This window comes from Pseudomonas sp. NPDC089758, from assembly GCF_044748705.1.
In the GTDB taxonomy this organism is placed as follows: Bacteria; Pseudomonadota; Gammaproteobacteria; order Pseudomonadales; family Pseudomonadaceae; genus Aquipseudomonas; species Aquipseudomonas putida_X.
The window spans coordinates 18,136-39,298 of record NZ_JBIVGN010000025.1 but is presented as its reverse complement, the minus strand read 5'-3'; the positions used below and the strand labels follow the sequence as shown (position 1 = coordinate 39,298).

Below are 21,163 nucleotides of genomic sequence, written 5' to 3'. Positions count from 1 at the left end.
TGCCTTGAATTCCCTGACTGCCCTGCCGGCATGCTCGCTGGCGGCCCGCGCCTGCGCGTTTGTCAGGGGCCAAATGTGCCCATGGCCAGAGGGAAGGCCATGTGACAGAGAAAGGAGAAACACGGTGAACATTACACAGTTGAAAGCGGCCTTGCCGCGAGAGTTGCTGGCGTCGGTTGTGGTCTTCCTGGTAGCCCTGCCCTTGTGCATGGGCATTGCGATCGCTTCGGGCATGCCACCGGCCAAAGGCCTTATAACCGGCATCATCGGCGGTATCGTGGTGGGCTTTCTGGCCGGTTCGCCACTGCAGGTCAGTGGCCCTGCCGCCGGCTTGGCCGTGCTGGTGTTCGAGCTGGTGCGCCAGCACGGCGTGGCGATGCTCGGGCCGATCCTGCTGCTGGCGGGGTTGCTGCAATTGCTGGCCGGGCGCTTGCGCCTGGGCTGCTGGTTCCGCGTCACTGCCCCGGCGGTGGTGTATGGCATGCTGGCTGGTATCGGTGTACTGATCGTGCTGTCACAGGTGCATGTGATGTTCGACACGGCGCCGCAGCCTTCGGGCTTGCAGAACCTGATCGGCTTCCCCGCCACGGTGGCTAGCGCCCTGCCCTTTGAAAGTGCCGGCAGCGGTTGGCAGGCCGGCCTGCTCGGTTTGGGCACCATCGCCGTGATGTGGGGCTGGGAGCGTTTTCGGCCACAGCGGCTGCGGTTTTTACCTGGCGCCTTGCTCGGTGTGGGGGGGATGACGCTGCTCAGCCTGTGGCTGGCACTGCCAGTCAATCGTGTGCAGGTGCCAGCCGACTTGTCCGAGGCCATCGACTGGCTGCGCCCCGAAGATCTGCTGCAATTGGCTGACCCGACCTTGCTGGTGGCCGCCTTCGCGCTGGCGTTCATCGCCAGTGCCGAAACCCTGTTGTCTGCCGCGGCGGTGGACCGCATGCACAGTGGCCAGCGCTCGGACTTCGACCGGGAACTCTCCGCGCAGGGTATCGGCAACATGCTGTGCGGTGTATTGGGCGCCCTGCCCATGACTGGCGTGATCGTGCGCAGTTCGGCCAATGTGCAGGCCGGCGCGCAAACCCGCGCATCGGCGATCCTCCATGGCTTGTGGTTGTTGGCGTTCGTGGTGGCCTTGAGCAGTGTGCTGCAGCAGATCCCGGTGGCGAGCCTGGCGGGGGTGCTGGTGTACACCGGTATCAAGTTGGTGGACTTCAAGGCCTTTCGCGGGCTTGGCCGCTACGGTCGCATGCCGATGTTCACCTACGCAGCAACAGCGCTGGCGATCATCTTCACTGACCTGCTGACCGGTGTGCTGCTGGGCTTTGCCCTGACGCTGCTGAAGTTGGCACTCAAAGCGGCCCGCCTTAAGATCAACCTGCTCAGCCTGGACCGGCCGGGGCACATGGAGCTGAGGCTCACCGGCGCCGCCACCTTCCTCAAGGTGCCGGCACTGACCCAGGTGCTGGAAACGGTGCCCGCTGGCACACAGTTGCACGTACCGCTGGCCAACCTGAGTTACATCGACCATTCGGTGCTGGAGTTACTGGAAGACTGGGGGCGTACGCAGCGCAGCGCCGGTTCACGCCTGCTCATCGAGCCGCGTGGGCTCAAGCGGCGTATCGAGGGGGGCTTGCGCACTGCGGCAGAGTGTTGAGCTCAGTCTTCCTCGACGACACGCACGGAGGGCGAGCCGGGCCACGTACCATACAGGTTGATGGTCCGGCTGCCGCCAACCCACTGGCTGAGGGGCGTTGTCCAGTGCCGCGTCAACGTTTGATTGGCGCCTACGTTGACGAATTCGGCGCTGAAGTCGAGATTTCTGGCGCCCAGCGGAAGGGTGAAGTTATGCGACAGGCCGCCGGAAATGGTCATCGGGCCAACCGTGGTGCGGCGCTCGCCTGGAAGATCATAGGCAATCGATACCTTGGTGATGTAGGTGGTGGCCGAGGTGGCCTTGCTGTCGACATGCAGTTGCAAGCTGCCAATCTTGCGCACCCAGATCGGAATGATCATCCTGTCCGGGCCAAAGGAGGCAAAGCTGTAAGCTACCGGCAGTGGGAGGGTGGCAACCTGGCCATCTTGCGCAGGTAGGGTATGCGATTCCACCGACGCGGTATCGCGGGTGGAGATGAACGTTGCTCCGCCTTTGCCTGAAATACCGTTTTCGCCCAGCAAGGTGTTCAGGCCGCTGGCCGAACCCGAAAGGGAGAATTTGGCATTCTTGCTCTTGGCGCCGGCATTCACGCCGCTATCGGCCAGAATGACGCTCGTTACTACGCCAAAGCCCTCTGCAATCCGGCCGTCGCTGGCCATGCCGACTTTCTGTGCCTGCGCGTACAGCCAATCGTATTGGTCGTGGATCAGGGCAAGGTCATTCAGACGTTGCTCTCCATGAAGGGCAAACTCCGAAGCGATCGACTCCTCTTTACCGAAGTTCCACTCCAGCGTCAGCTCTGGCTTGACCTGAGCCCCGGTGGCTGGGTCGATCACGGTCCCTGAAACATTGGCCTTGGTCTCCCTGCGGGAGACGTCCTTGGAGCTGATGGCCCAGCGGCGCCCTTGCTCGACATTGGAAATCTGTACGGAGGGCAACGCTTCGTTGACCAGGGTGAAATCGCCGGACGCCGGGTCGATGATACCCACCGCTCCGGGTTTGATGACTGGGTTGAGGGCCCAGTTGCCCCAAAGGGTGGAGCGGCTACCGCGTAACAGGTCCGTGTAAAGCCTGTTCCATTTGATGCTCATGGTTTCTTCCTCGCCTTGTTAGGTCAGTGCCTACCCCGTAAGGAGGCGGGAAGAATCTATCCGTGCGCGGTACAGCCGATCAGTTGGAGCCTGTTCCCATTGGGCTGCAGACAGCGGTCAGGCGGGTTGGCCCAGTTCGACCCCCAGCTGGCGCGACAGGCATGGCCAGCGTTTCCAGGCCTCGCCAGTCTTCGGGCTGCTCAAGGTGTCCCGGTAGGCTTCCACGGATTCGGTAGCGAAGCTTTCCTCGTCCAGCATTTCATCCACCGAGTGGTGCACCACCTCATCGAGCTGGTTGGCGAAGGTTTCTCCGATCAGTTGATGGGCAATCAGGTTGGCCATGGTGGTATCGAAGGGGATCAGTGGTTGCTGGAAGTGGCGGATATAAAGATCGTTCACCTCCTCCACCAAACGGTGCGCCAGGTAGGCTTCATCCAGCAGGCAGTCCAGGCCCACGTGCCCCTGCATAACGCTCGGCGGCTGCAGGAAATAGGCCTCAGCGATCTTCAGCACGGGTTTGATCTGCGACTCGATACCGGCCTCCAGCGCCACCGCGTGGGCAGCTTCGAGCAACTCGGGCACCTGGTCTATATAGGCGCTGACGAAGCGCGCCAACGTACCCTGGGCGTCCTGCTCAGGCAGCTGGATCGAGGGGTGCAGATGGGGCAGTTGCAGCTCGAGACGCTCTTTCAGTTGGCCGGTCTGGCGTTCGTGATCGTGGGCTTGGCTTATTTGCTCGCGTACAGCAGCGATGTTCATGACAACTCCAGGGACAATACGTTTCAAACGGAAGACAGTAAATTAGCTCGGTATACAGAATACCTAAGACGCATTTGTTATAAACCACGCAAACGTGTGCGCTGTTGGGTATATGCGAGCGCCATCATTATGCCACTTAGCGTCTAGGGCAGGCTTTACAGGCGTTTTCACGATTTCGTGAAGATCATTTCACCTGCGCCGTTGCGTGCCATTGGTCGCTGTCTATACTCGGGTTGAACGTGATTCGCTGATGAGGCCCGACTGCTTATCGCAGGGGCTCGGTCGTCGAAGCCAGGCAGTCTTGACCGCCGTTCCCTCTTGCCGCAGGCCATGCCTCCGGGACAACAAGAATTAGAAGGGGAACCCGCAATGATGCGACATCCACCCGTCTGGATGGGCCTCCTGTTGTGGACGGTTTTCGGTCAGGCGAACGCCGCCTGGACCGTAAACATGGCGCCGGGGGCGACGGAAGTCTCCAACGCCGTGTTCGACCTGCACATGACCATCTTCTGGATCTGCGTGATCATCGGCGTCGTGGTGTTCGGCGCGATGTTCTGGTCCATGGTCATCCACCGCCGTTCCACCGGCCAGCAAGCTGCGCATTTCCACGAGCACACCTGGGTAGAAATCCTGTGGACCGTGGTCCCCTTGCTGATCCTGGTGGCCATGGCCATCCCCGCCACCAAGACGCTGATCGACATCTACGACGCCAGCGAATCGGACATTGATATCCAGGTTACGGGCTATCAGTGGAAATGGCACTACAAATACCTGGGCCAGGATGTGGAGTTCTTCAGCAACCTGGCCACCCCTGCCGACCAGATCCAGAACAAGGCGCCCAAGGACGAGCACTACCTGCTTGAGGTGGACCAGCCGCTCGTGCTGCCGGTGGGCGCGAAAGTGCGCTTTCTGGTGACCGCCGCCGACGTGATCCATTCCTGGTGGGTACCGGCTTTCGCGGTCAAGCGCGACGCCATCCCTGGCTTCGTCAATGAAGCCTGGACCCGGGTCGAAAAGCCCGGCATCTACCGCGGCCAATGCACCGAGCTGTGTGGCAAGGACCACGGTTTCATGCCGGTGGTGGTGGAGGTCAAGTCCAAGGCCGACTACGACACCTGGCTCGGCGAGCGCAAGGCCGAGGCGGCCAAACTCAAAGAGCTGACCAGCAAGGAATGGACCCTTGAAGAGTTGGTCGCCCGTGGCGACAAGGTTTACCACACCACCTGCGTGGCCTGTCACCAGGCCGAGGGCCAGGGCTTGCCGCCGATGTTCCCGGCACTCAAGGGCTCGAAGATCGCCACCGGCCCCAAGGATGCCCACCTGGACATCGTCTTCCACGGCAAGCCCGGCACCGCCATGGCGGCCTTCGGCAAGCAGCTGTCTGAAGTCGATATCGCCGCCGTGGTCACCTACGAGCGCAACGCCTGGGGCAATGACACAGGCGACATGGTGACACCGAAGGACGTGCTGGCGCTCAAGCAGGCACAAGCGCAATGAACCGGGTTACTCGCGGCAGTCAGTGGGCTGCAGGAGACAGGACATGAGTGCAGTGATCGACGACCACGCCCACGGCCATGAGCATGCCCACGGCCCGGCCAAGGGCCTGATGCGCTGGGTGCTGACCACCAACCACAAGGACATCGGCACGATGTACCTGTGGTTCAGCTTCATCATGTTCCTGCTTGGCGGTTCGTTCGCCATGGTGATACGCGCCGAACTGTTCCAGCCCGGGCTGCAGATCGTCGAGCCGGCATTTTTCAACCAGATGACCACCATGCACGGCCTGATCATGGTGTTCGGCGCGGTGATGCCGGCCTTCGTCGGCTTGGCCAACTGGATGATCCCACTGATGATCGGCGCGCCGGACATGGCCCTGCCGCGGATGAACAACTTCAGTTTCTGGCTGCTGCCGGCAGCGTTCCTGATGCTGGTATCGACCCTGTTCAGCCCCGGTGGCGGGCCGAATTTCGGCTGGACGTTCTACGCTCCGCTTTCCACCACCTATGCCCCCGCCAGCGTGACGTTCTTCATATTCGCCATCCACTTGATGGGTATCAGCTCGATCATGGGGGCCATCAACGTCATAGCCACCATTCTCAACCTGCGCGCACCGGGCATGACCCTGATGAAAATGCCGCTGTTCGTCTGGACCTGGCTGATCACGGCCTTCCTGCTGATCGCGGTGATGCCGGTGCTGGCCGGCGTGGTCACCATGATGCTGATGGATATCCACTTTGGCACCAGCTTCTTCAGTGCCGCCGGTGGCGGTGACCCGGTGCTGTTCCAGCATGTGTTCTGGTTCTTCGGCCACCCCGAGGTGTACATCATGATCCTGCCGGCCTTCGGCGCGGTCAGCTCGATCATCCCGGCGTTCTCGCGCAAGCCACTGTTCGGCTACACCTCGATGGTCTACGCCACGGGTGCCATCGCCTTCCTGTCGTTCATCGTCTGGGCGCACCACATGTTCGTTGTCGGCATCCCGGTGGTGGGCGAGTTGTTCTTCATGTACGCGACCATGCTCATTGCCGTGCCCACCGGGGTGAAGGTGTTCAACTGGGTCAGCACCATGTGGGAAGGCTCACTGACCTTCGAGACGCCGATGCTGTTCGCCATCGCCTTCGTCATCCTGTTCACCATCGGTGGGTTCTCGGGGTTGATGCTGGCTATCGCGCCGGCAGACTTCCAGTACCACGACACCTACTTCGTGGTGGCGCACTTCCACTACGTGCTGGTGCCCGGGGCGATCTTCGGCATCTTCGCCTCGGCCTATTACTGGCTGCCGAAGTGGACCGGCCACATGTACGACGAAACCCTCGGCAAGCTGCATTTCTGGCTGTCGTTCATCGGTATGAACCTGGCCTTCTTCCCCATGCACTTCGTTGGCCTGGCCGGCATGCCGCGGCGCATTCCTGACTACAACCTGCAGTTCGCCGACTTCAACATGGTGTCATCGGTCGGGGCATTCATGTTCGGTGCCACGCAGATCTTCTTCCTGTTCATCGTCATCAAGTGCATTCGCGGCGGCGCGCCGGCCCCGGCCAAACCCTGGGACGGTGCCGAGGGGCTTGAGTGGTCGGTGCCTTCGCCGGCGCCGTATCACACCTTCCAGACGCCACCGGATGTGAAATAGGTAACCGCCCATGACCGGCCAACCGCTCAAACGCCTGGTGCTGCGCCTGTTGATGCTGACGGTGGTGATGTTCGCCTTCGGCTTTGCCCTGGTGCCGATCTACGACGTCATGTGCAGGGCCTTCGGCATCAATGGCAAGACGGGCGGGCAGTATGAAGGGAGCCAGGTCAGCGATCCGACGCGTTCGGTGCGGGTGCAGTTCATGTCGACCAATGCCGGTGACATGGTCTGGGATTTCTACGCCACTGCCGACCAGCTCGCGGTCAACCCGGGGGCCGTCAACCAGATGACCTTCGTGGCTCACAACACCACTGACCGGCCGATGACCGCCCAGGCCGTACCCAGCATCACTCCGGCCGAGGCCGCGGCGTACTTCCACAAGACCGAGTGCTTCTGCTTTACCCAGCAGGTGCTGCAGCCCGGCGAACGTATCGAGATGCCCGTGCGCTTCATCGTCGACCGGGACCTGCCGGCCACTGTGAAGCACCTGACACTGGCCTACACCTTGTTCGACATCACCGCTCGCCACCCGCCGGTCGCGCATGTCGCGCCCCAGGACGTTCAGGGCGCCCGTTAAGGGAAGGAGAACAGCAATGGCAAGTCATGAACACTACTACGTCCCTGCGCAGAGCAAGTGGCCGATCATTGCCACCATCGGAATGTTCATCACGGTGTTCGGCCTTGGCACGTGGTTCAACGACCTCAAGGCTGGCCACCCCGATTCCCACGGGCCGCTGATTTTCTTCGTCGGTGCGCTGTTGCTGGCCTACATGCTGTTCGGCTGGTTCGGTGCGGTGGTCAAGGAAAGCCGCGCCGGCCTCTACAGCGCGCAGCTGGACCGCTCGTTCCGTTGGGGCATGAGCTGGTTCATCTTCTCCGAGGTAATGTTCTTCCTGGCGTTTTTTGGCGCACTTTTCTATGTACGGGTACTGGCCGGACCCTGGCTCGGCGGAGAAGGCGCCAAAGGTGTCGCACACATGCTGTGGCCCAGTTTCGAGTTCGCCTGGCCCCTGCTCAATACCCCGGACCCCAAGTTGTTCCCGCCGCCCAAGGACGTCATCGACCCTTGGCACCTGCCTTTGATCAACACCATTTTGCTGGTCAGTTCGAGCGTGACCATCACCATCGCCCACCATGCGCTGCGACGTGGCCACCGTGGGGCGCTGAAGCTGTGGATGGCCATCACCATCTTGCTGGGGCTGAGCTTCATCGCGCTGCAGGCCTACGAATACTTCGAGGCCTACACCCAGTTGGGCCTGACCCTGGGCTCGGGGATCTACGGCGCGACCTTCTTCATGCTCACAGGCTTCCACGGTGCCCACGTGACCTTGGGCACGATCATTTTGATCGTCATGTTCGTGCGCATCCTGCGGGGCCACTTCAACCCGGACAAACACTTCGGCTTCGAGGCGGCTAGCTGGTACTGGCACTTCGTCGATGTGGTGTGGGTTGGGCTGTTTATCTTTGTGTATGTGCTGTGAAGAGCGACACAGCCCTTTCGCGCCGCAAGGCCGCCCCTACAGGTGGCGGCTGACGGCCTAGAAGGGAGCGTGGGAGACGAGCTGGCCAGAGATGAAGCCATATGCCACCAGGGCGATGGTCACGGAGGCCAAGGTGACACGCACGGTCAGTGCCTTGAGCAGGCGGGTGGAGTTCTCATCGTCCTTGACCAGAAACACCAGGCCGCTGAACAGGCTGGCGATGGTGGCCAACAGCATCATGACAATCGCGGCCTTGAGCATGGCGTTTCTCCAGGGGGATGCGGTGATGTGGATAAGTATAGCGAGGCGCCCGTGAGGCTGTTTCGCCCGGGCTGGGTACCCACCCTGGTAGTGCTTGCGCTACTGCCGGGCTTGATCGCCCTTGGCTGCTGGCAATTGGGCCGAGCCGCCGAAAAGCGCGCATTGCTGGCCAGCCATGCCGAGCGTAGCGTCGACGCGCCGCTTTCCGCCGCCCAGTTGCAGCTGAGCGACGACCCCGCCTTCCGCCGTGTGCACCTCTACGGCCGCTTCGATGCCGAGCACAGCGTGCTGCTGGACAACCGCATGCGCGACGGCCAGGCCGGCGTCGAGTTGCTGCAGCCGTTTCTCGACCAGCCCAGCGGCCTGTGGCTGTGGGTCAACCGCGGGTGGCTGCCCTGGCCGGACCGTCGCGTGCCGGTGCCCTTCGACACCCCTGCGCAGGCTCTGGCCCTGGATGCCTCGGTATACGTAGCGCCGGGCAGCACCTTTCAATTGCACCCCGACCCCGTGGGCGGCCAGTGGCCGCACCTGCTGACGGCGGTGAACCCCGTGCAACTATGGCAACAGCTGCGGCGCGCAGGCTTCGCCCATGAACTGCGCCTGCAGCCTGGCCCGGCGGCGTACCGCCTGGACTGGCCAGTGGTGGCCATGGGGCCGGAAAAACACCTGGGCTATGCCGTGCAATGGTTCGCCCTGGCCACCGCACTGGTGCTGCTCTACCTCTACTTTGGCTGGCACAACAAAAAGGAGAACCGCCATGGCCGCCACCACCACTCCACTGGACATGCCTGAACGTCGCAAACCCAGAGCCCGCGGGCGTTTGCAGCTGATCCTGATTCTGCTGGTGGTGCTCGGCCCGATGATCCTGGCCACCAGCATGTACAAGCTCAAGTTCTGGGTGCCGGAAGGCCGAAGCTATCACGGCACGATGATCGGCAATGGCCAGAGCCGCAGCGATATCGGCATCGCTGGCGAGGACGCCCGTTGGCAACTGCTGGTCAGCGCCCCGGAAAACTGTACTGAAGACTGCCAGCGTCTGGTTTACCTGGCGCGGCAGATCCAGATTGGCCTTGGCCGGGACGCCAGCCGTGCCAGCCATGCCTTGGCCGCCGCCCAACCTTTGAGCGCCGGCTACCAGGCATTGCTGGCGCGCGAGTACCCACAGTTGCAGCGTTATCCACTCGATACCCAGCGCTACCTGCAGAAGGTAGGAGACCCCGCGCCGCATCTGTGGATCGTCGACCCGCACGGCAATCTGGTGCTGCGCTATGACGGCAAGGTCAGCGGCAAGCATGTACTGGATGACCTGCGCCACCTGCTCAAGCTGTCCAACATCGGCTAGGAGCCTTGCCATGGCCAGACCTGGATTCCGCCTCGCTGTGTTCGCCACCCTGCTGGCACTGCTGGTCGTACTGCTCGGTGCGTATACCCGTCTGACTCATGCTGGCCTCGGCTGCCCCGACTGGCCTGGCTGCTATGGCTTCATCAGCGTACCGAAAACCGATGCGCAGCTGGCCCATGCCGAACTGCACTTCCCCGAGCACCCGGTGGAGGTCGCCAAGGGCTGGGCCGAGATGGTCCATCGTTACTTTGCCGGCACGCTTGCCGTGGTGATCGCCCTGCTCGCCTTCCAAGCCGTGCGCCGGCATTCACGCGACGGCCAGCCCTACCGCCTGCCGGTGCTGCTGCTGGGCGTAGTGCTGGCCCAGGCGGCATTCGGCATGTGGACAGTAACCCTCAAGCTGTGGCCGCAGGTCGTCACCGCACATCTGCTGGGTGGCTTCACTACCCTGGCCTTGCTGTTCCTGCTATCGCTGCGTCTATCTCGGGCCTTTGCGCCATTGCCGAAGTTACCCCTGAGCTTGCGACGGATCGCTGCCTTGGCGCTGCTGGTAGTGATCGGGCAGATTGCCCTGGGCGGCTGGGTCAGTTCCAACTATGCGGCCGTTGCCTGCATCGACCTGCCGACCTGCCATGGCCAGTGGTGGCCGGCAGCGGACTTCAGCAACGGCTTCCACCTGACCCAGCACGTGGGCCCCAACTACTTGGGCGGGCAACTGGACAGCGATGCGCGCACGGCCATCCATATCAGCCATCGGCTGGGCGCTCTTCTGGTCACTGGTGTGTTGCTGATGCTCAGCTGGAAGCTGCACCGCTGTGGCTTGTCTGGGTTGGGGCGCCTGGTACTGCTGGTGCTGGCGCTGCAGGTAGGCCTGGGCATCAGCAACGTGCTGTTGCACCTGCCGCTGGCGGTGGCGGTGGCGCATAACGCAGGCGGCGCACTGTTGCTGCTGAGCATGGTGCTGGTCAACTACCGTATCCGTGTCGTCGACAAGGTGCGTGTGGGCCAAGGCTGGCGCCTCACGCCGGTGACAGGCGTGGGCGCGCCCCATCACTTGAGGAACGCTTCGTGGCGACGCTTCTAAGTGCCCAACGTGCGGGCTGGCGCGACTATCTGGAGCTGACCAAGCCCAAGGTGGTGGTGCTGATGCTGATCACTTCGCTGGTAGGCATGTTCCTGGCGACCCGTGCCGGGGTGCCTTGGGGTGTGCTGCTGTTCGGCAATCTGGGGATTGCCCTGTGCGCGGGGGCCGCGGCGACGGTCAACCATGTGTTGGACCGGCGCATCGATGCGCTGATGGCCCGCACCCACAAGCGGCCGCTGGCCGAGGGGCGGGTTGCGCCGTTGCCGGCGCTGTTGTTCGCCCTCGCCCTGGCGCTGCTGGGTATGGCCTTGTTGCTGGTGTTCACCAACGCCCTCGCCGCCTGGCTGACGCTTGCCTCTCTGCTCGGCTATGCGGTGCTCTACACCGGCTATCTCAAGCGTGCGACCCCGCAGAACATCGTGATCGGAGGCCTGGCAGGCGCGGCCCCGCCGCTGCTTGGCTGGGTGGCAGTAAGTGGCCATGTCAGTGCCGAGCCCTTGTTGCTGATGCTGATCATCTTCGCCTGGACGCCACCACACTTCTGGGCCCTGGCCATTCACCGCAAGCAGGAGTACGCCAAGGCCGATATCCCGATGCTGCCGGTGACCCACGGCGAGCGCTACACCAAGCTGCACATCTTGCTCTACACCCTGATCCTGCTGGCGGTGACCCTGCTGCCCTACGCCATCCACATGAGCGGCCCGTTGTATCTGGCCTGCGCCCTCGCCCTTGGTCTGCGCTTCCTGCAATGGGCCTGGGTGTTGTACCGTGGCAGCCGGCCGCACGCGGCGATCGGCACCTTCAAGTACTCTATCGGGTACCTGTTCGCGCTGTTCATCGCGTTGCTTGTTGACCACTACCTGTTGCTGAACCTATGACCCGAACCCAGAAAACCGTCTTCATCCTCGTTGCCCTGGTCGCGTTGATCATGGGCCTGACCGTCAACAAGGTGCTCAATGGCAGTGACCAGCCAAACCCCACGCAGTTGATCGATGCCGGCATCATCCTCCTGCCGCAGAGCCGCACGGTCGCCGACGTGACCATGACCAACCAGGACGGCCAGCCGGTGCAACTGGACGAGCTCAAGGGCAAATGGTCGCTGCTGTTCTTTGGCTATACCTATTGCCCGGATATCTGCCCTACTACCCTGGCCCAGTTGCGGCAGGTGAAGAGCGAGCTGCCCAAGGAAGCGGTCGACCGCCTGCAGGTGGTACTGGTGAGTGTCGATCCGAACCGCGACACGCCGAACCAGCTCAAGCAGTACCTGGGCTATTTCGACAAGGATTTCGTCGGCGTGGCGGGGTCGATCGAAGATACTCAGAAGCTGGCCAATGCCTTGAGCATTCCGTTCATCCCGGCCGATACCAGCAAGCCCGGTTATACCGTGGATCACAGCGGCAACCTGGCGATTGTCGGGCCGGACGGTCGTCAGCGTGGGTTCATCCGGGCGCCGTTCAACAACCAGAAGCTGGTGGCGCAGTTGCCGGGGCTTGTGAAGCGCGATTGAAACTCCCGGCCTGCTTAGGCCAGCGCGGCACAAGGCCGCTCGACAAGGCACCGCACGCGCCGTCAGGCGCGCGCGGTCTTGCTAACACAAGGCGGTATCAAGTCCCGGACTTGATCCTGGTCCAGGCCCGCGTCCGCGCCCGCTCTGCCTCACGCGTCAAAGGCTTGAGCGTGTACAGCTTGGCCATCGCCTCAGGGGTCGGATACAGGTTGGGATTATTGCGAATCGCTGGGCTGACCTGATCCGTCGCATCCTTGTTCGGGTTCGGGTAGCCGACAAAATCGCTGATCGGCGCAATCACCTCTGGGCGCAGCAGGTAGTTGATGAACGTATGCGCATCCTCCGGGTTGGCGGCGCCTTTCGGAATCGCCAGCATGTCGAACCAGATCGGCGCGCCCTCCTTGGGCAGGCGCATGTCCACCACCACACCGTTCTTCGCATCTCGGGCGCGGTTTGCGGCCTGGGAGAAGCTGCCGGAATAACCAACGGCAACGCAGATATCGCCGTTGGCGATGTCCGCCATGTACTTGGAAGAGTGGAAGTAGGTGATATAGGGGCGGATCTTCAGCAGCAGGGCTTGGGCTTGCTTGTAGTCACCTGGCTTGCTGCTGTTGGGGTCCAGCCCGAGGTATTGCAACGCCAGAGGCAGGATCTCTGATGGCGAGTCGAGCAGCGCTACGCCGCACTGCTTGAGCTTGGCGATGTTCTCTTCCTTGAAGAGCAGGTCCCAGCTGTCCACCGGAGCCTTGTCGCCCAGTACTGCCTTGACCTTGTCTGGGTTGAAACCGATCAGCACCGTGCCGTACATGTAAGGCACGGCGAACTTGTTGCCCGGGTCGTTGGCCTCGATCAGCTTCATCAATGCCGGGTCCAGGTGTTGCCAGTTCGGCAGCTTGCTGCGGTCCAGTGGCTGGAACACCCCCGCCTCTATCTGCTTGGCGAGGAACACGTTGGACGGCACTACCACGTCGTAGCCGGAGTTACCCGTTAACAGCTTCGCCTCCAGGGCTTCGTTGGTGTCGAAAATGTCGTAGACCAGCTTGACGCCACTGTCCTTCTGGAAGCTGGTCAAGGTTTGCGGGGTGATGTAATCGAACCAGTTGTACACGCGCAAGGTGCGCTGTTCGGCTTGCGCCTGAAGGGCGCCGGCGCACAGGGTGGCCGCGATGAGTGGGGCGAGCAGGCGCTTGAGTCTGGCCATTATCGGGCTCCTGGCTGGGCGAGCTGGAAACCTTCCAGCACATTGACTGCGTTGATACCGATTTCTTCCACCGCGTAGCCGCCTTCCATCACGAACAAGGTCGGCTTGCCGAGCTGGGCGATACGCTTGCCCATTTCCAGGTAGTCCGGGCTGTCCAGCTTGAACTGAGAGATAGGGTCATCCTTGAAGGTATCCACCCCCAGCGAGATGACAAGCACGTCAGCGTCGTAGCCGGCGATGCGCGCGCAGGCGTCCTCCAGCGCGGCGCTCCAGGCGGCCCAGTCACTGCCCGCTGGCAGCGGATAGTTGATGTTGCAGCCTGCGCCCGCACCTGCGCCGGTTTCGTCCGCGTAGCCCAAAAAGAACGGGAACTCGTCTTGCGGGTCGCCGTGGATCGAGGCGAAGAACACGTCTTCGCGGTGGTAGAAGATGTCCTGGGTGCCATTGCCATGGTGGTAGTCGACGTCGAGGATAGCCACCTTGGCCCTGCCCTGGTCGAGGAAGGCTTGGGCTGCGATCGCGGCGTTGTTCAGGTAGCAGTAACCTCCCATCACCTCAGCGGCGGCGTGATGCCCTGGTGGGCGGCACAGGGCGAAGGCCGCATGGGCGCCTTGCTCGATTGCAGCCTGGGCGGTGAGGGCAACCTGTGCTGCGCTGTAGGCGGCTTGCCAGGTACCCGCGGTGATGGGCGCGCCGGCATCGAAACTGTAGTAACCCAGTTCGCCATGCAGGCCGGTGGGTTTGACCTGGCGCAAGGTGCGGGCTGGCCAGGTGAAGGGCAGCAGGTCGCCTTCCTGACCCAACGCGGCCCAACGCGCCCAGGCACCTTCGAAGAAGTCGAGATAGTCGGCGCTGTGGATGCGCTGCAGCGGTGCACGGCCGAAATCGGTCGGGGCCTGGACAGCACCGAGGTTGCGCTTTTTCACTTGCTCGAGCACATGGTCAGCGCGCGACGGCATTTCGAAGCAGGGCATCAGTTTGCCGTCGATCAGCTCGCAGCGGCCGTGGTGCAGGCGGTGGTCATCGGAATAGATCGTCAGCATTGTTGTTCTCCGGTGGTACTGGCGTTGGCCCATTTTCACGGGCTGCCGGGTGCGGGAGAACGACGCAAACGGCCAAAAGGGGATCGATGTGGCCAAGCTCGCAGGCCCCGCTCAACCTCGGAAATGGCTGGGCGCAACACCGCTCCACCGCTGGAACGCATGCCGGAAGCTCGCCGTCTCACTGAACCCCAGGCGCTCGGCAATCCGGTAGATCGGCATCTTGTCATCGGCGAGCAATTGCTTGGCTCGCTCGAATCGAAGCTCATCGAGCAGCTGTTGATAACTGCTGCCGAGCGCCTGCAAGTGCCGGCGCAAGGTGCGAGACGAACAGTTCATCTGCCGCGCCAAGCCCTCAAGGCCGGGGGCAGCGTCCAGTTGCTGCAGCAGCAACTGGCGAATCCGCCCCAGCCAGGCCTGGCGCCCTGTGAATTCAAGGTTCAGGCGCCGGCAGCGTTCGCTCATGGCTTTGTGCGTGATCGGGTCGGCAAGCGGCAGCGGCGTGTCCAACCAGTGTCGATCGAACGCAAAGGCGTTGTCCTTCGCGTCGAAGCCCAGAGGGCAGGAAAAGACACCGTTATAGCGCTGATGGTAGGCAGGCTGGGCATGCGCGAAACGGGCGCCGAGCAGGGGCAGTGGCCGGCCCAGCAGGTCGTCACAGATGACTTTGAGCGACACCAGGCAGAACTCGGCATTGAAAGCGGCCAGCGCCGGGAGGTCGCGATATTCGTCGGCGCTAAGCCAGATGCGCTGGCCGTCGTCTATCAGGCGTAAGCGAAAGACTGTTCCCAGCAGTGCCGGATACTGCAAAGCCAGGCGCAAGGCGTCACCCAAAGTGGCACTGGAGAGCAGCGCGTAACCCAGCATGCCGTAGCACGACACATGCATGCGCTGGCCCAGTTCCAGGCCAATGTCCTCACGCCGTGCCACGGCATTGGCGCATACCTGCAGCTCTTGCTGGGTGGTGATGCGCGCATCGGCATGGCCAAGGTCTGCCAGGCCTATACCGCTGCCAGCCAGCAGCGCCGTAGCCTCGCACCCTTGCTCCTGGAACAGGTTGAGGATCAGCGAAACCGCGTTGAGGGTGGTCATGTGGCTGTGCAGCATGCTCGGTATTTCCGTGGGGCTGGGAAACATTACAGAGCAAGTTGTGTGCCGGGATCGCGCAGGCGAAAAAAAGGGCCCGTAGCGTGCGCTCGGGCCCTTGAAAGGTCGAGAGGTGTCTAGTCCCTCAAACCTGGTGAGACTGTTTGCAGCAGCCGGGTTACGCCTTCAGCGGAACCAGACGTGGAGCGATCATGTTTTCCGGGCGCAGGATGTCGTTGAGCATCGCTTCGTCCAGCAGCTGTTCTTCGCGTACCAGCTCCAGCACGCCACGGCCGGTTTCCAGGGCTACGCGGGCAATACGGGTGGCGTTTTCGTAGCCGATGTAAGGGTTCAGGGCGGTGACCAGGCCGATCGAGTGCTCCACCAGTTCACGGCAGCGCTGTTCGTTGGCGGTAATGCCGACGATGCAGTGCTCGCGCAGCATGTCCATGGCACGCTGGAGCAGGCGGATCGAGTCGAAGATCTTGTAGGCGATCAGCGGCTCCATCACGTTCAACTGCAGTTGGCCACCTTCAGCGGCGACGGTCAGGGCCAGGTCGTTGCCCATGATGGCGAAGGCAACCTGGTTGACGGCCTCAGGGATGACCGGGTTTACCTTGCCTGGCATGATCGAGCTGCCTGGCTGGCGCGCTGGCAGGTTGATTTCGTTGATGCCGGTACGTGGGCCGCTGGACAGCAGGCGCAGGTCGTTGCAGATCTTCGACAGCTTGACCGCAGTGCGCTTGAGCATGCCGGAGAACAGCACGAAGGCGCCCATGTCCGAGGTGGCCTCGATCAGGTCGGCAGCCGGTACCAGCGGCTGGCCGCTGATGGTCGCCAAACGCTGTACGGCCAGGGCCTGGTAGCCAGGGTCGGCGTTGATACCGGTACCGATGGCGGTACCGCCCAGGTTGATTTCGGTCAGCAGTTCCGGGGCCAGCGAGCGCAGACGCTGCAGGTCTTCGGTCATGGTGGTGGCGAAGGCGCGGAACTCCTGGCCCAGGGTCATCGGCACGGCGTCCTGCAGCTGGGTGCGGCCCATCTTCAGTACGTGGTCGAACTCTTTACCTTTGGCAGCGAAGGCCTGGATCAGGCTGTCGAGGCTGGCCAGCAGCGCGTCGTGGCCCAGCAGCAGGCCCAGACGGATGGCGGTCGGGTAAGCGTCGTTGGTCGACTGCGCCATGTTCACATCGTTGTTCGGGTGCAGGTACTGGTACTCACCCTTCTGGTGGCCCATGGCCTCCAGCGCGACGTTGGCGATGACCTCGTTGGCGTTCATGTTGGTGGAAGTACCAGCGCCACCTTGAATCATGTCCACCACGAACTGGTCGTGGAAGTCACCGCGGATCAGGCGGGCGCAGGCCTCGCTGATGGCGGCGTGCTTGGCATCGCTCAGGTGCCCCAGCTCACGGTTGGCATCGGCAGCAGCCTGCTTGACCATGGCAAGTGCCACGACCAGCTTCGGGTAGTGCGACAGCGGAACACCGGAGAGATGGAAGTTGTTGGCAGCGCGCAGAGTCTGGATGCCGTAGTAGGCATCGGCAGGGACTTCAAGGGTACCAAGCAGATCTTTTTCGACGCGGAACGATGCAGCGGAGGACATGATGGATATCATCTCGATTTTGACCCGGCACCTGCCGGAATGGCGCTAATGCTAGGCCTTAAGGGGATTTTGCGGCCAATGCTGTTGCACGCTAACCTATGCACAAACGGCATAGTGTTTGATGTGACGCCAATTGACATTCGAGCGTGTTCCATTTTGGTGCATGCCGGGAGATTCGTTTAGTGAACCTAGAAAGCAAATGGCTGGAAGACTTCAGTGCGCTGGCCGCCACCCGCAGTTTTTCCCAGGCAGCGGAGCGCCGTTTCGTCACCCAGCCCGCCTTCAGCCGACGTATTCGCAGCCTGGAGGCGGCGCTCGGCCTGACGCTGGTGAATCGTTCCCGCACGCCCATCGAACTGACGGCGGCGGGTCAGCTATTTCTCGTAACGGCGCGTACCGTTGTCGACCAGTTGAGTGAAGTTCTACGCCATTTGCATCATCTTGAAGGTGGCCAGGGCGAGGTGATCCAGGTGGCGGCGGCGCACTCGCTGGCATCGGGCTTTTTCCCGCGCTGGGTTGCGCAACTGCGTAACGATGGTTTGAACATCGCCACACGGCTGGTGGCCACCAACGTCGGTGATGCTGTGCACGCGTTGCGCGAAGGTGGCTGCGATCTGATGCTGGCTTTCTACGACCCGGATGCGGCGCTGCAGATGGACGCCGAAATCTTTCCCTCGCTGCACATGGGCACCACCGAAATGCTTCCGGTGTGCGCCGTAGGGGCAGATGGAAAGCCCATGTTCGACCTTGAGGGCGACGCCAGCGTGCCGTTGCTTGCATACAGTGCGGGCGCATTTCTTGGCCGTTCCGTGAGCCTGCTGCTGCGCCAGCGCAATTTGCGCTATACCACGGTGTACGAGACAGCCATGGCCGACAGTTTGAAGAGCATGGCCTTGGAAGGCATGGGCGTTGCCTGGGTACCCCGGCTTTCGATGCGTGGCGAGCTGGAGCGCGGGGAGCTGGTCATCTGCGCAGGGGCCCAGTGGCATGTGCCACTGGAAATCCGCTTGTATCGCTGTGCTCTGGTGCGCAAGGCCAACGTGCGCCTGCTATGGCGCAAGCTCGAGTCCGCGGGTGCGCAAGGCGAAGGCTCAGTGTGAGTTGTACTTGAGGTAGTCGGCGATATTCGCCCGGTTCTTGTCGCTATACCGGTAGCAGTTCGATCGCGCCGGGATTCGCCGGTGCGTATAGGTTTCGCAGACCCAGCCGTTGAACTTCAGTTCGGCGTCTTCATGGGTGGCGGAAAGCAGATGGCCGATTTCATGGGCGGCGCTGCTGTACGCGGCCGTCGAGGCGATGGCCGTGTTCTGTTTGAAGTAGGCCAGGCCCGCATTGTAGTTCAGCCCGCTGTGGTCATAGCTGTTCTGCGTCATCAGCAGGTGCTTGTGCATGAAAGAGAAGCGTTGGTCCGAGGTCAGTTCCTGCACGCCTTGGGTGAATGCCTCAAGAATCTCGTTGGATGGCTTGCCTTGATAATCCATATCGGTGATGCCCGGAACGTTGCGTCGCACGATCAGTTCCGTGGGGTGGGCGGTGAAACTGCGCATCTCATCGATCCAGTGCTGAGTAATCCTTGTGCACTTGCTCGTCGCTGATGCTGGCCAGCTCGTCGTGAAGATAAACGGTCACGACCAGCGACTTGGCCGCTACGGCGCAAGGCAACTGCAGGGACAGCAGGAGGCTGAAAAGGAGGGTGAGGGTCTTGGGCATTACGGTTCTCCAGGTAGATCGAGTGGGTGGCCGCGATCGTCACCACCTGGCAGGCCTCTCGGCAGTCGGAAAAAGTTGTCCCACGAGACAGCTTGCCCTTTGATCCGACATGTGCTTGTGGGGGTGGGCGGGCCGACTTGAAATACGCTACAATCCCGCGCCTTCGGCCAGCCTGGTCGATTCAGAATCCGTATGACAAGCCACGCCGGTCCACCTGCGTGGCTTGTTGCTTTTAGCGCGCCAGAAGGCGCTTGCAGGAGAGGCTCGACGATGAGTGCACTGGTTGGCGTGATCATGGGCTCCAAGTCCGATTGGTCCACCCTTAGCCACACCGCCGATATGCTGGAAAAACTCGGCATTCCCTACGAAGTGAAGGTGGTTTCCGCCCACCGCACCCCGGATCTGCTGTTCCAGTACGCCGAAGAGGCCGAAGGGCGTGGCATCGAGGTGATCATCGCTGGCGCGGGTGGCGCAGCGCACCTGCCAGGCATGTGCGCCGCCAAGACCCACCTGCCGGTGCTGGGTGTGCCGGTGCAGTCGTCGATGCTGTCGGGTGTCGACTCGCTGCTGTCGATCGTCCAGATGCCTGCCGGTGTACCCGTTGCCACCCTGGCCATCGGCCGTGCCGGTGCGGTCAACGCCGCGCTGCTGTCGGCGAGCATCCTCGGCGCCAAATACCCGCACTATCACGCGGCGCTCAAGCAGTTCCGCACCGAGCAGACCGACACTGTGCTGGACAATCCAGACCCACGTCAGGCTTGAGGCAGAACCCATGAAGATCGGTGTTATCGGTGGCGGCCAGCTGGGCCGCATGCTGGCTCTGGCGGGCACCCCGCTGGGCATGAACTTCGCCTTCCTCGACCCGGCGCCGGACGCCTGCGCTGCGGCTCTTGGCGAGCATCTGCGTGCCGACTACGGCGACCAGGACCACCTGCGCCAGTTGGCGGACGAAGTCGACCTGGTGACCTTCGAGTTCGAAAGCGTCCCGGCCGAGACCGTCGCCTTCCTCTCGCAGTTCGTCCCGGTGTACCCGAGCGCCGAAGCGCTGCGCATTGCCCGCGACCGCCTGTTCGAAAAGAGCATGTTCCGCGACTTGGGCATTCCCACCCCGGCCTTCGCCGATATCCTTTCCCAGGCCGACCTTGATGCAGCGGTGGCCAGCATCGGCCTGCCGGCCGTGCTCAAGACCCGGACCCTGGGCTACGACGGCAAGGGCCAGAAGGTTCTGCGCACCCCTGAGGATGTGGTAGGTACCTTTGCCGAGTTGGGCAGCGTGCCGTGCCTGCTGGAAGGCTTCGTGCCGTTCACCGGCGAAGTGTCCCTGGTGGCCGTGCGAGCACGCGATGGCGAAACCCGCTTCTACCCGTTGGTGCATAACACCCACGAGAGCGGCATCCTGCGCCTGTCCGTGGCAAGCCAGGCACACCCGCTGCAGGCGCTGGCCGAAGACTACGTCGGCCGTGTGCTCAAGCAGCTGGACTATGTGGGTGTGATGGCCTTCGAGTTCTTCGAAGTCGACGGTGGCCTCAAGGCCAACGAGATTGCCCCGCGTGTGCACAACTCCGGGCACTGGACCATCGAAGGGGCCGAGTGCAGCCAGTTCGAAAACCACCTGCGCGCCGTCGCCGGCCTGCCGCTGGGTTCGACTGCCAAGGTAGGCGAGAGCGCCATGCTCAACTTCATCGGTGAGGTGCCGGCAGTGGACAAGGTCATTGCCATCGATGACTGCCACCTGCATCACTATGGCAAGGCCTTCAAGGCCGGGCGCAAGGTCGGGCACGCCACCCTGCGTTGCCAGGATATGGCCACCCTCGAGCGCAAGATTGCCGAGGTAGAGGCCTTGATCAGCAACTGACAGGCCATCTGATCGAACTTCTGCAAGCGGTTCGCCCTCTGAAATGGCAACAAGCCAAAGCGCTGTCTAGGCTTTGGCTTGCTCCATCTTCACTGCAGAGGGATTGCCATGGGCATCATTGGAACTATCTTCATCGGCCTGATCGTTGGCCTGCTGGCGCGCTTCATCAAGCCAGGCGACGACAGCATGGGCTGGATCATGACCATCCTGCTGGGTATTGCCGGCTCCTTGATCGCCACCTATGGCGGCCAGGCCCTGGGGATTTATCAGGCTGGGCAGGCAGCGGGCTTCTTCGGCGCACTGGTCGGTGCCGTCATCCTTCTGGTTATCTTCGGCTTCATCAAGAAGCGCTGAATACTGGT

General features: G+C 62.3%; 23 protein-coding genes. 14 read left to right on the top strand and 9 right to left on the bottom strand.

Going from position 1 to position 21,163, the window contains the following annotated elements:
* Positions 1 to 124: 124 nt before the first annotated feature.
* The gene (locus tag ACIPZH_RS24455; RefSeq protein ID WP_400624143.1) at positions 125 to 1,651 is read left to right on the top strand and encodes a SulP family inorganic anion transporter; all 1,527 of its coding nucleotides are present in this window, start codon (positions 125 to 127) and stop codon (positions 1,649 to 1,651) included.
* Positions 1,652 to 1,653: 2 nt separating this feature from the next.
* Here the strand turns inward: ACIPZH_RS24455 and ACIPZH_RS24450 are convergent, their stop codons facing one another.
* Together ACIPZH_RS24450 and ACIPZH_RS24445 are read right to left on the bottom strand one after the other, a co-directional pair.
* On the bottom strand, positions 1,654 to 2,742 hold the full coding sequence (locus tag ACIPZH_RS24450) for a hypothetical protein (RefSeq protein ID WP_400638154.1): 1,089 nt from the start codon (positions 2,740 to 2,742) through the stop codon (positions 1,654 to 1,656).
* Positions 2,743 to 2,859: 117 nt separating this feature from the next.
* Positions 2,860 to 3,501, bottom strand: a complete 642-nt coding sequence (locus ACIPZH_RS24445) for a hypothetical protein (RefSeq protein ID WP_400624149.1) — start codon at positions 3,499 to 3,501, stop codon at positions 2,860 to 2,862.
* A 369-nt stretch (positions 3,502 to 3,870) separates the two neighbouring features.
* On the opposite strand from ACIPZH_RS24445, the gene coxB reads away from it, so the two are divergent.
* From coxB to ACIPZH_RS24425, 4 genes are read left to right on the top strand one after another with little or no spacing between them, the layout of a single operon-like run.
* Positions 3,871 to 4,998 (top strand): cytochrome c oxidase subunit II, encoded by a 1,128-nt coding sequence (gene coxB, locus ACIPZH_RS24440; protein WP_241806697.1) that lies wholly within the window; start codon positions 3,871 to 3,873, stop codon positions 4,996 to 4,998.
* A 43-nt stretch (positions 4,999 to 5,041) separates the two neighbouring features.
* On the top strand, positions 5,042 to 6,631 hold the full coding sequence (gene ctaD / locus ACIPZH_RS24435; protein ID WP_012312075.1) for a cytochrome c oxidase subunit I: 1,590 nt from the start codon (positions 5,042 to 5,044) through the stop codon (positions 6,629 to 6,631).
* Between the two features lie 10 nt (positions 6,632 to 6,641).
* Complete coding sequence (locus ACIPZH_RS24430; RefSeq protein WP_400638152.1) at positions 6,642 to 7,208, top strand: cytochrome c oxidase assembly protein; 567 nt, start codon at positions 6,642 to 6,644, stop codon at positions 7,206 to 7,208.
* Between the two features lie 16 nt (positions 7,209 to 7,224).
* Entirely contained in the window at positions 7,225 to 8,112 is an 888-nt protein-coding gene (locus tag ACIPZH_RS24425) for a cytochrome c oxidase subunit 3 (RefSeq protein ID WP_400638150.1), read from the top strand.
* A 57-nt stretch (positions 8,113 to 8,169) separates the two neighbouring features.
* Here ACIPZH_RS24425 and ACIPZH_RS24420 read toward each other — a convergent pair whose 3' ends face one another.
* Complete coding sequence (locus ACIPZH_RS24420; RefSeq protein ID WP_400638149.1) at positions 8,170 to 8,373, bottom strand: twin transmembrane helix small protein; 204 nt, start codon at positions 8,371 to 8,373, stop codon at positions 8,170 to 8,172.
* A gap of 51 nt (positions 8,374 to 8,424) precedes the next feature.
* Here ACIPZH_RS24420 and ACIPZH_RS24415 point away from each other — a divergent pair, with 51 nt between their 5' ends.
* From ACIPZH_RS24415 to ACIPZH_RS24395, 5 genes are read left to right on the top strand one after another with little or no spacing between them, the layout of a single operon-like run.
* On the top strand, positions 8,425 to 9,165 hold the full coding sequence (locus ACIPZH_RS24415; protein WP_241806701.1) for an SURF1 family protein: 741 nt from the start codon (positions 8,425 to 8,427) through the stop codon (positions 9,163 to 9,165).
* Positions 9,131 to 9,715, top strand: a complete 585-nt coding sequence (locus ACIPZH_RS24410; RefSeq protein WP_400638148.1) for a hypothetical protein — start codon at positions 9,131 to 9,133, stop codon at positions 9,713 to 9,715. The genes ACIPZH_RS24415 and ACIPZH_RS24410 overlap by 35 nt, the downstream gene beginning before the upstream one ends.
* A 10-nt stretch (positions 9,716 to 9,725) precedes the next feature.
* Positions 9,726 to 10,799 (top strand): heme A synthase, encoded by a 1,074-nt coding sequence (locus tag ACIPZH_RS24405; RefSeq protein WP_241806703.1) that lies wholly within the window; start codon positions 9,726 to 9,728, stop codon positions 10,797 to 10,799.
* On the top strand, positions 10,784 to 11,677 hold the full coding sequence (cyoE, locus tag ACIPZH_RS24400) for a heme o synthase (protein ID WP_400638146.1): 894 nt from the start codon (positions 10,784 to 10,786) through the stop codon (positions 11,675 to 11,677). Before ACIPZH_RS24405 ends, cyoE begins: the two co-directional genes overlap by 16 nt.
* Positions 11,674 to 12,306, top strand: coding sequence for an SCO family protein (locus ACIPZH_RS24395; RefSeq protein ID WP_267819989.1), 633 nt, complete (start codon positions 11,674 to 11,676; stop codon positions 12,304 to 12,306). The genes cyoE and ACIPZH_RS24395 overlap by 4 nt, the downstream gene beginning before the upstream one ends.
* 97 nt (positions 12,307 to 12,403) lie before the next feature.
* Here the strand turns inward: ACIPZH_RS24395 and ACIPZH_RS24390 are convergent, their stop codons facing one another.
* The 4 genes from ACIPZH_RS24390 to aspA all read right to left on the bottom strand — a co-directional run bounded on the left by ACIPZH_RS24390 (position 12,404) and on the right by aspA (position 17,236).
* Complete coding sequence (locus ACIPZH_RS24390; protein WP_267819991.1) at positions 12,404 to 13,507, bottom strand: polyamine ABC transporter substrate-binding protein; 1,104 nt, start codon at positions 13,505 to 13,507, stop codon at positions 12,404 to 12,406.
* Entirely contained in the window at positions 13,507 to 14,550 is a 1,044-nt protein-coding gene (locus ACIPZH_RS24385; protein WP_400638145.1) for a histone deacetylase family protein, read from the bottom strand. Before ACIPZH_RS24385 ends, ACIPZH_RS24390 begins: the two co-directional genes overlap by 1 nt.
* A 111-nt stretch (positions 14,551 to 14,661) precedes the next feature.
* Positions 14,662 to 15,654 (bottom strand): AraC family transcriptional regulator, encoded by a 993-nt coding sequence (locus tag ACIPZH_RS24380; RefSeq protein WP_349975578.1) that lies wholly within the window; start codon positions 15,652 to 15,654, stop codon positions 14,662 to 14,664.
* A 157-nt stretch (positions 15,655 to 15,811) separates the two neighbouring features.
* Entirely contained in the window at positions 15,812 to 17,236 is a 1,425-nt protein-coding gene (gene aspA, locus ACIPZH_RS24375) for an aspartate ammonia-lyase (protein ID WP_241806709.1), read from the bottom strand.
* Positions 17,237 to 17,418: 182 nt separating this feature from the next.
* On the opposite strand from aspA, the gene ACIPZH_RS24370 reads away from it, so the two are divergent.
* A complete protein-coding gene (locus ACIPZH_RS24370; protein ID WP_241806710.1) occupies positions 17,419 to 18,336 on the top strand; it encodes a LysR substrate-binding domain-containing protein in 918 nt (305 codons plus the stop codon).
* On the opposite strand, the gene ACIPZH_RS24365 is transcribed toward ACIPZH_RS24370, so the two are convergent.
* Both ACIPZH_RS24365 and ACIPZH_RS24360 read right to left on the bottom strand, forming a co-directional pair.
* On the bottom strand, positions 18,328 to 18,783 hold the full coding sequence (locus ACIPZH_RS24365; protein ID WP_400638143.1) for a zinc-dependent metalloprotease family protein: 456 nt from the start codon (positions 18,781 to 18,783) through the stop codon (positions 18,328 to 18,330). The two genes, ACIPZH_RS24370 and ACIPZH_RS24365, sit on opposite strands and share 9 nt — an antisense overlap.
* 1 nt (position 18,784) lies before the next feature.
* Positions 18,785 to 18,946, bottom strand: a complete 162-nt coding sequence (locus ACIPZH_RS24360) for a hypothetical protein (protein WP_400638141.1) — start codon at positions 18,944 to 18,946, stop codon at positions 18,785 to 18,787.
* 270 nt (positions 18,947 to 19,216) lie between these two features.
* Here ACIPZH_RS24360 and purE point away from each other — a divergent pair, with 270 nt between their 5' ends.
* From purE to ACIPZH_RS24345, 3 genes are all read left to right on the top strand, one after another.
* On the top strand, positions 19,217 to 19,708 hold the full coding sequence (purE, locus tag ACIPZH_RS24355) for a 5-(carboxyamino)imidazole ribonucleotide mutase (protein WP_125924414.1): 492 nt from the start codon (positions 19,217 to 19,219) through the stop codon (positions 19,706 to 19,708).
* 10 nt (positions 19,709 to 19,718) lie between these two features.
* Positions 19,719 to 20,801 carry a 5-(carboxyamino)imidazole ribonucleotide synthase gene (locus tag ACIPZH_RS24350; protein ID WP_400638139.1) on the top strand — a complete coding sequence of 361 codons (1,083 nt, stop codon included), beginning with the start codon at positions 19,719 to 19,721 and terminating at the stop codon, positions 20,799 to 20,801.
* Between the two features lie 108 nt (positions 20,802 to 20,909).
* Entirely contained in the window at positions 20,910 to 21,155 is a 246-nt protein-coding gene (locus tag ACIPZH_RS24345) for a GlsB/YeaQ/YmgE family stress response membrane protein (RefSeq protein WP_241806713.1), read from the top strand.
* Positions 21,156 to 21,163 lie beyond the last annotated feature (8 nt).